Annotated in this window: 7 protein-coding genes, 1 tRNA gene, 1 pseudogene and 1 riboswitch; all 9 genes and pseudogenes read left to right on the top strand. The window is 62.9% G+C overall.

The features are described 5' to 3' along the window. Positions 1-193, top strand: a pseudogene (locus tag AC30QB_RS01875) (phosphoadenylyl-sulfate reductase); the annotation flags it as partial. Next, the gene (gene cysD, locus AC30QB_RS01870) at positions 190-1,149 is read left to right on the top strand and encodes a sulfate adenylyltransferase subunit CysD (protein ID WP_489544489.1); all 960 of its coding nucleotides are present in this window, start codon (positions 190-192) and stop codon (positions 1,147-1,149) included. The pseudogene AC30QB_RS01875 and the gene cysD, both read left to right, overlap by 4 nt. Further along, positions 1,149-2,444 carry a sulfate adenylyltransferase subunit 1 gene (locus AC30QB_RS01865; protein WP_489544488.1) on the top strand — a complete coding sequence of 432 codons (1,296 nt, stop codon included), beginning with the start codon at positions 1,149-1,151 and terminating at the stop codon, positions 2,442-2,444. The genes cysD and AC30QB_RS01865 overlap by 1 nt, the downstream gene beginning before the upstream one ends. 2 nt (positions 2,445-2,446) lie before the next feature. Beyond that, positions 2,447-3,259, top strand: a complete 813-nt coding sequence (cobA, locus tag AC30QB_RS01860) for a uroporphyrinogen-III C-methyltransferase (protein ID WP_489544487.1) — start codon at positions 2,447-2,449, stop codon at positions 3,257-3,259. Next, the gene (gene fdxA / locus AC30QB_RS01855; protein ID WP_489544486.1) at positions 3,256-3,582 is read left to right on the top strand and encodes a ferredoxin FdxA; all 327 of its coding nucleotides are present in this window, start codon (positions 3,256-3,258) and stop codon (positions 3,580-3,582) included. The genes cobA and fdxA overlap by 4 nt, the downstream gene beginning before the upstream one ends. A gap of 16 nt (positions 3,583-3,598) precedes the next feature. Continuing rightward, complete coding sequence (locus tag AC30QB_RS01850; protein WP_489544485.1) at positions 3,599-4,699, top strand: NAD(P)/FAD-dependent oxidoreductase; 1,101 nt, start codon at positions 3,599-3,601, stop codon at positions 4,697-4,699. Between the two features lie 129 nt (positions 4,700-4,828). Then, a riboswitch (TPP riboswitch) is annotated at positions 4,829-4,941 on the top strand. Between the two features lie 64 nt (positions 4,942-5,005). Further along, positions 5,006-7,147: a TonB-dependent siderophore receptor gene (locus tag AC30QB_RS01845; RefSeq protein ID WP_489544484.1), complete on the top strand. Its 2,142-nt coding sequence runs from the start codon at positions 5,006-5,008 to the stop codon at positions 7,145-7,147. A gap of 35 nt (positions 7,148-7,182) precedes the next feature. Then, positions 7,183-7,258: transfer RNA gene (locus tag AC30QB_RS01840), tRNA-Asn, on the top strand. 857 nt (positions 7,259-8,115) lie between these two features. Next, positions 8,116-9,165: circadian clock protein KaiC (gene kaiC / locus AC30QB_RS01835; protein WP_489544483.1), on the top strand; the 1,050-nt coding region annotated here is incomplete at its 3' end.

Below are 9,165 nucleotides of genomic sequence, written 5' to 3'. Positions count from 1 at the left end.
CCCGCTGCACGACCAGTTCATGCCCAGCATTGGCTGCGAGCCCTGCACGCGCGCCATCGCCGTGGGCGAAGACTTCCGCGCCGGCCGCTGGTGGTGGGAAGACGAGGGTGCCAAGGAGTGCGGCTTGCATGTGCATGGCGCATCTGATGACGCAAACGCAGCCGCTGTATCAATGATCGGAGACCGCAAATGAACGCCCCGCTGACCGTGGAGCAACTGCTCCCCGAGCTGGACCACACCCACCTCGACTGGCTCGAAGAAGAAGCCATCTTTATCTTGCGCGAGACCGTGGCCGCCTTCGAGCGCCCCGCCCTGCTGTTCTCCGGCGGCAAAGATTCGTGCGTGGTGTTGCGCCTGGCCGAAAAGGCTTTCAAGACACGCGGCAAAGACGGCGAGTTCAAGGGCCGACTGCCCTTCCCGCTGCTGCACGTGGACACCGGCCATAACTTCCCCGAAGTGATTGAGTTCCGCGACCGCCGCATCGCCGAGATGGGCGAGCGCCTGGTCGTCGGCCACCTTGAAGACTCCATCAAGCGCGGCACTGTGCGCCTCTCGCACCCGCTCGAGTCGCGCAACGGCCACCAGACCGTGGCTCTGCTCGAAGCCATTGAAGAGCACCGCTTTGATGTGCTGATGGGCGGCGCGCGACGCGACGAAGAAAAGGCTCGCGCGAAAGAGCGCATCTTCAGCCACCGTGACAGCTTCGGCCAATGGCAGCCTAAGGAGCAACGCCCCGAGCTGTGGACGCTGTTCAACACCCGCATCAAACCGGGTGAGCACATGCGCGCTTTCCCGATCAGCAACTGGACCGAGCTCGACGTGTGGCTGTACATCGCCCGCGAAGAAATTCCGCTGCCCAATCTCTACTTCGCGCATGACCGCCAAGTGATACGCCGCAAAGGCTTGCTGGTGCCGCTCACCGAAGTCACACCGCCCGAGGCCGACGAGCAGATCGAAACCGTGCAAGTGCGCTTTCGCACCGTAGGCGACATGACCTGCACCTGCCCGGTCGAGAGCCCCGCCGCCAACGCCACCGACATCGTGGCCGAGACCTTGAAGGTCACGGTCAGCGAACGCGGCGCCACCCGCATGGACGACCGCACCTCCGACGCCTCTATGGAACGTCGCAAGAAAGAGGGTTACTTCTGATGACCGCCGCAATCGCTGACAAGAGCGCAATCAAAGACCACCGCGCTCTGCGCTTCCTCACTGCAGGCAGCGTTGACGACGGCAAGAGCACGCTCATCGGCCGCCTGCTGTACGACAGCCGCGCCATCCTCGCCGACCAACTCGACACGCTGGAGAAGCGCGCCGCAGGTGCGCCCATCGACCTCTCGCTGTTGACCGACGGCCTTGAGGCCGAGCGCGAGCAGGGCATCACCATCGACGTGGCCTACCGCTACTTCGCCACCAAGCAGCGCAAGTTCATCATTGCGGACGCGCCCGGCCACGAGCAGTACACGCGCAACATGGTGACGGCCGCCGCCGGCAGCGACGCCGCCGTGGTGCTGGTCGACATCACCAAGCTCGACACGCACGCCCAGCCGCTGCCGCTGTTGCCGCAGACGCGCCGGCATGCACTGCTGGCTCACCTGCTGCGCGTGCCCAGCATCGTGTTCGCCGTCAACAAGCTTGACGCCGTGAGCGACCCTGCGCAGGCGTTCGAGGCCGTCAGCGTGGCGCTGCGTGCGTTTGCCGATCAAGCCGGCATTGAAGTCGCCGGCATCATCCCCGTTTCGGCCTTGCGCGGTGACAACGTTACCCAGCCGCTGGACGCCACTTGGTACAACGGCCCTACGCTGCTGCAGTTGCTCGAATCACTGCCCGCGCTGCAAGAGCGCAAAGATGGTGACCTGCTGATCCCCGTGCAGTACGTGAGCCGCGAAGGCGAAGGCACCGGCAACCAACCGCGCTCGCTGTACGGCCGCATTGCCCACGGTCGCGTGAAGGCGGGTGATGCCGTGCAAATCTTCCCGAGCGGTCAGCTCGCCACCGTGGCCGAAGTGCGGCGGGCGGGCGAGGCGGTTGATGTGGTCGAAGCCGGTCAGTCTGCCGGCGTGGTGCTAGACCGCCAGCTCGATGTGTCGCGCGGCGACTGGATCTCCACCCCGCAAACCATTCACGAGACTCAGCGCTTCTCGGCCACGCTGGCCTGGCTAGACACCGAGCCGGCAGTCGTCGGCCGAAAGTACTGGGTGCGCCACGGCAACCGCTGGGTGCAGGCACGCATCGCCAGCATCGAGAGCCGGCTCGACATACACACGCTCGAAGCGACGGACGCCGATCAACTCAAGGTCAACGAGATCGGCCACGTGATCATCGAGACGCAGCAGGCCTTGCCGGTGGAATCGTTTCAATCCAACCGTGTGGGCGGCTCGCTCATCATCGTCGACCCCGCCAGCAACCGCACAAGCGGCGCCTTGCTCGTGAAAGGTGCGGCCTGACCATGGGCCGAGTGATCTTCATCGGCGCGGGGCCTGGAGCCGCCGACTTGATGACCCTGCGCGGCGCGCGCTTGCTCGCGACCGCCGATGTGGTGCTGTTCGACGCACTCACCGACCCTGCGCTTCAAGCTCTAGCGCCCAACGCACGCTGGGTACACGTCGGCAAACGCGGCTTCTGCGACAGCACGGGCCAGACTGCCATCAACGCGCTGCTGGTGAAGTACGCCCACGAAGTGGGCACCGTCGTGCGCCTCAAAGGTGGTGACCCGAGCATATTCGGACGCCTGGAAGAAGAACTCGAAGCACTGGCCGCCGCCAACATTCAAAGCGAAGTGGTGCCCGGCGTGACCGCCGCCATCGCCGCTGCCGCCAGCAGCCAACGCCCGCTCACGCGCCGTGGCAGCGGTCGCAGCGTGAGCCTCGCCACCGCCATGACGCGCACAGGCAACCTGCATGCCACACGCAGCGCCGACACCGAGGTCTTCTACATGGCCGGCAAGCAGTTGGCGGCCTTGTCGCGCCAACTGATCGACGCGGGCTGGCCTGCCGATACGCCGGTGAGCGTGGTTTCGCGCGCCGGCTGGCCCGATGCCCTGCACAGCGACCAAAGCGTGCAAGATTTGGCACAAGCCAGCCTCTTGCACGCGGGGCGGCCGACCATCGTCACCGTGGGTGCAGGTGCCCGCCCTTTGAACACCCCCATTCACAGGACGCCATCAGCTTCGGTGAAAACCCTCAAGCCTTTAAAATGCGAGGCTTCGCCTGAAGGCGAGCCCCGCTCAACCGTCAATTCTTCTTCAAAGCAAGAGCCATGACCCACGTCGTCACCGAAGCCTGCATCCGCTGCAAATACACCGACTGCGTGGACGTCTGTCCCGTCGACTGCTTCCGCGAGGGCCCCAACTTCCTCACCATCGATCCCGATGAGTGCATCGACTGCGCGGTGTGCATCCCCGAGTGCCCCGTCAACGCCATCATGCCGGAGGAAGACGTGCCCGGCGACCAGCAGCACATGATCAAGATCAACGCCGACCTCGCCAAGAGCGGTTGGCCCAGCATCACCAAGCGCAAGGCGCCGCTGGCCGATGCCGACGATTGGAAAGACAAGACCGGCAAGCTCTCGGAGCTGGTCAAGTAGCCCTCACCGCATCACCATGGAACCGAACGCCAACCCGGAGATTTCCAGAACGGCAGGCTCTTACGACGGCCCCATTGAAACCGATGCGGTGATCATTGGTGCCGGCCCGGTGGGCTTGTTCCAGGTGTTCGAATTGGGGCTGCTGGAGATCAAGGCCCACATCATCGATTCACTCGCCTACCCCGGCGGCCAATGCATCGAGCTCTACCCCGACAAGCCGATCTACGACATCCCGGCCGTGCCCATGTGCACCGGCAAGGAGCTCACCGACAACTTGCTCAAGCAGATCGAGCCCTTCGGCGCCACCTTCCACTTGGGGCAAGAAGTTACCGTGGTGCGCAAACAAGAAGACGGCCGCTTCTACGTTGAAACGTCTAAGGCCACACGCTTTCTCAGCAAGACCATCTTCATCGCCGGCGGCGTGGGCTCGTTTCAGCCTCGGCTGCTGAAGGTCGACGGCATCGACAAGTACGACGGCACACAGCTGCACTACCGCGTAAAGAACCCGGCGCAGTTCGCTGGCAAAAACCTGGTGATCGTGGGCGGCGGTGACTCGGCCCTCGACTGGTCGCTCAACTTCGCGCAAGACGGCCCCCACAAGGCCGAGAGCGTGATCTTGCTGCACCGGCGCGACGGCTTTCAGGCAGCACCCGCCAGCGTGACCAAGATGCGCGAGCTGTGCGAGGCCTACGAGATGCAGTTTCTCGTCGGCCAAGTGACAGGCATAGAGGAGGCTGATGGCCGGCTCACCAGCCTCAAGGTCACGGGCAGCGACGGCATCACCCGCGTGGTGCCGCTCGATGTGTTGCTGGTGTTCTTTGGCTTGAGCCCCAAGCTCGGGCCCATCGCCGAGTGGGGCCTGAACCTCGAGCGCAAGCAGATCGTCGTCGGCACCGAGACCTTCGAGACCAACACCCCGGGCATCTTTGCGGTGGGTGACGTCAACACCTACCCGGGCAAGAAAAAGCTGATCCTCTCCGGCTTTCACGAAGCGGCACTTGCGGCCTTTGGTGCGGCGCCGTACATCTTTCCAGACAAGCGCATACACCTCCAGTACACGACCACCAGCCCCAAGCTGCACAAGGTCCTGGGCGTGGAGACACCGACGTTTGATTAGCCCCCAGTCGCTTCGCTGTCGCCTTGCGGGCCGCGCCGGGCCAGCGGCCCGACTCCTCGCCACACACAAACAGCACACTGGACTGTTTGTGTTCGGGCTCAGATAATCCGCTCGCTGCGCATTCTGCGCAGCACTCGCTAGGGGTGTTGAACGCGCCGTCATCAAGACGAGCGTTTGACTGAGAGAGTCCCTTTGAACCTGATTGAGGTAATCCTCGCGCAGGGAAGCATGCACAAAAGCCTATGCCGTGTTCACGGCGCCGCGGCCCGTGCTCGCCGACCTGCCATCGCTTTTCCGGACATCACGATGGCAAACATTCGCTCGTTTAATTTCTCCCGCTCGCCCATCGCCGCGGCCGCGCTGCTGCTGGCCACAAGCGCTCACGCTCAGACCACCACCCTCGCACCGGTCACCGTCACCGGCCGAAGCGAATCCGTGGCTACCGTCTCGGGCTGGGGCGACGTGCCCTTGTCGGCAACCCCCGTGCAAGCCACGGTGATCAACGCAGAACAGATGCGCGACCGCGGGGTGCAGCGCCTGGCCGACATCGTGCGCAGCGACCCTGCCGTCAGCGACTCGTACAACGCCGAGGGCTACTGGGACTTCCTCACCGTGCGCGGCTTCGTGCTCGACAACCGCTTCAACTATCGCCGCGATGGCCTGCCCATCAACGCCGAAACCTCGATCCCGCTCGACAACAAAGACCGCATCGAAGTGCTCAAAGGCACAAGCGGCATTCAGGCCGGCACCAGCGCGCCGGGTGGCTTGGTCAATCTCGTCGTCAAGCGGCCCAGCGAAGCCCCACTGCGCCACGTGCAGCTCGGCTGGCGCGAGCCCGGCTCGGTGCTGGGTGCTGTCGACCTCAGCCAGCGCTTCGGTAGCAACAGCGCATTCGGCGTGCGCCTGAATGCCGCCTATGAGCACCTCGACCCCAAGCTCTACAGCGCCAAGGGCCAGCGCCATCTGCTCGCGGTAGCGGGTGACTGGCGCGTGAGCCCCGACACCCTGCTCGAAGCCGAGTTCGAGACCAGCCATCGTTCACAACCCAGCCAGCCCGCTTTCAGCCTGCTCGGCTCCACCGTCCCCGCGCCTGTCGACCCGCGCATCAACCTCAACAACCAAGCCTGGTCGCAGCCGGTGGTGATGGACGCCAACACCGCGTCATTTCGTGCCAGCCACAACATGGGCAACTGGCGCCTCGCCGCCCATGCCGCCACGCAACAACTGAAGACGGATGATCGCCTCGCCTTCCCCTATGGGTGCAGCACCGAAGGCAACTACGACCGCTACTGCAGCAACGGTACGTACGACCTGTACGACTTCCGCAGCGAGAACGAGCGCCGCCGCATCGATGCGCTCGAAGTGGCAGCCCAGGGCGAAGCCAAGACCGGCGGCATGCTACACAGCTGGTCGGTCGGCACGCTGCTGAGCAAGGTCAAGAACCGCTTCGACTCGCAGACCTACGACCTCAGCTACGCCAACCCCTACGAGACCGTGCCCACAGGGATGGGCAATGTCGACGGCACATTGGCCACCTACCCCAACGACCCACGCTCCAGCCCCAACACCAACCGCGATGAGCGCTCCACTGAGGTGTATGCACGCGATGCGGTGAAGCTCAACGAAAGCGTCACCCTGTGGCTGGGCATGCGGCACACGCAGCTCAAGCGCCAGTCGGTGCGAACCGATGGCTCGCGCGCTACCGACTACACGCAATCATTCGTCGCCCCGTCACTCGCAGCCAGCTACACGCTGGCGCCCGAGCAGATGGTCTACGCCAGTTGGAGCCAAGGCGTCGAAAGCGACGTGGTGCCCAACCGCCCTGGCTACAGCAACGCCGGTGAAGCATTGCCTGCCGCCAGAAGCCGACAGATCGAAGCCGGCATCAAGGTCGGCACGCCGCACGCCACCTGGGGCATCGCCTGGTTCGACATCGTGCGCCCGGCATGGGGTGATTTCGCAGGCCAACGCGGCGAAGACGGTGACGCGCAACACCAGGGCATCGAAGCCAACGCCGCGTGGCGCTCCGGTGCCTGGGCTTTGCAAGGTGGGCTGCAAGCCCTTCACGCCCGCCGCCACGGCAGCCAGGCGACACCTGAGGCCAACGGCAAGCGCCCGACCAATGTGCCCGAACGCACGCTCAAGCTGCAGGCGAGCTATGAAGTCGCCGCGTTGAAAGGCCTGCGCATGCAGGCCGATGCGCTGGGGGTCAGCAATCGCATGGTGCTCGCCGACAACAGCGTGCGCATTCCGGGCTATGGCATGGCCGATCTGTCGGCGCGCTACGAGCAAAAGCGCGAGACCGGCGGCGCCCTCGTGTGGCGCGCCGGAGTCGACAACGTTTTCAACCGCCGCGCCTGGCGCGAATCGCCTTTCCAGTTCGATCATGTCTACCTGTACCCGCTGGCGGCACGCACCTTCCGCGTGTCGGTCGAAGTGAGCCTGTAAACGGCCCGAAAACTCCAGCTATAATGTGAGGCTGTTCCTCGATAGCTCAGTTGGTAGAGCGCCGGACTGTTAATCCGTAGGTCCCTGGTTCGAGCCCAGGTCGAGGAGCCAAGAAAAAGGTAATGAAATCAAGGTCTTGTAGCGATGCAAGGCCTTTTTTCTTGCCCGAAATTTGTTCCGGAAACCGTTCCGCTATCGCTATGAACACTGCACCGGCCCTCGTCACGGCCCCCGCAGAACCGTAGGGAGCACCGGGCTGTCCCTCTGTCGTGGACTGCTTCAAATTCCGGAACAAGATCGGTCCCGACGTGGTCCCACGAGGCACTACGCGACGGCTGGAGAGAACGCAGGTTCACGATGCGTGAACCCCGGCGCGACGTCACGGCGAGGCGCGGCCAACGTGATGCGACCCTGCGTCGAAGCGATAGCCGGGTGAAGGCGAGTCACCTGTCGTGAGCGATCCGTCATCACATCGATTGACGTACGCGCCGCCCTCGGGACTTGGGGCGGCACGCGCCTCGTATCGGCGGTCTGCCTCGTGGTCGGAACCGGTCAATCGTTGCTCAGATCCGTACGCCGGCAGCAGTTTAGGTTTGTCCGACATCTGCCCGTAGCGCTGGCAAGGTCGACGCATGGCACCGACCTGAGGGCAGGAAGATTGATTGCACCGCGCCGCTCATCGGGTCGTCGCCGAAGCGTGTGCCGCTGCGAATGACAAAGGTGCTGCGCGCGTCGGGGTGCGTACACGAGCGCGCCGTCATCTTCGGCAGGTTCTGTCGACTCGCATATGTTCGTTGCCGTACAGATCACGCGCCCATACGGGTTCAGCATAAGCACCCATGTTGGCCCGAAGTGGCGCGTGTTTCGGCTGATCGTGAAGGCATCTCTCGCTGTTTTCTGCCGACACCATCGTTCACGCAATTGAATCGAGGTGGACATTGGCACCAACTGACTCCGGAGTTCAATCTATGAGCAAGCCCCGCAAGAAGGACCTCTCGCCAGACCTTGATCTGCAAAAGTGTCTGACGGGTATTAAAGGGTTTGACGAGATTACGGAAGGTGGAATTCCGAGAGACAGAATCACCTTGTTGTGCGGGGGCACTGGTACCGGGAAGACGCTGCTTGGCGTTGACTTTTTGCTCAACGGCGCGAGCCGCTACGACGAAACCGGCGTCTTCATGTCATTTGAAGAGACTGAAGATGAGCTGTACAAAGATGTGGCCTCGCTGAACTTGAACTTGCAAGCGCTCGTCGCTGAAAAGAAGATTCTTATCGACTACGTTCTGCTCGACCGAAAAGATGTTCAAGAGGCAGGGGAGTTCAACCTCGAAGGACTCTTTGTTCGACTTGAACTTGCCATCGACTCCATCAAGGCGAAACGCGTCGTGCTGGATTCCATCGAATCATTGTTCGCCGGCGTCAGTGATGCGGGCATCCTCCGCCTTGAAATCAAGAGACTCTTTCGTTGGCTCAAGGACAAGAAAGTCACAGCGTTGATCACCGGGGAACTGCAACAAGGCTCGTTCACTCGCCATGGCTTGGAGGAATACATTTCCGGCTGCATCATCCTTGTGGATAACCGCGTCAGGGAACAAATAGCAACGCGCCGAATTCGTGGCATCAAATATCGCGGATCCAACCACGGAGCCAACGAGTATCCATTCGTCATCGACAAAGGTGGGCTTTCAGTCATCCCCATCACTTCTGCAGGCCTGGACCAGCCGGGCACGGCCGAACGGGTGGCGACAGGCATCGCGTCACTGGACAAATTGTTTCAGGGTGGCGGATACACCAGAGGAAGCACCGTTCTCGCATCGGGCACCGCGGGGACGGGCAAGACCAGTCTCGCAGCCGCTTTCGCCGTGGAAACGTGCAGGCGTGGGGAGAAATGCCTTTTCTTGTCGTATGAAGAGTCAGCGGGCCAACTGATCCAGAACTTGAGTTCCATCGGATTCGACCTCGCGCCACTGGTGAAGAAGGGCCTGCTGAAAATCGTATCGACCCGGCCGTCGTTCTTT

The sequence above is a fragment of the Rhizobacter sp. genome (assembly GCF_046595475.1).
GTDB lineage: Bacteria > Pseudomonadota > Gammaproteobacteria > Burkholderiales > Burkholderiaceae_C > Rhizobacter.
Note: the sequence above shows the minus strand (reverse complement) of the source record. Positions and strands in the feature narration are given on the sequence as shown.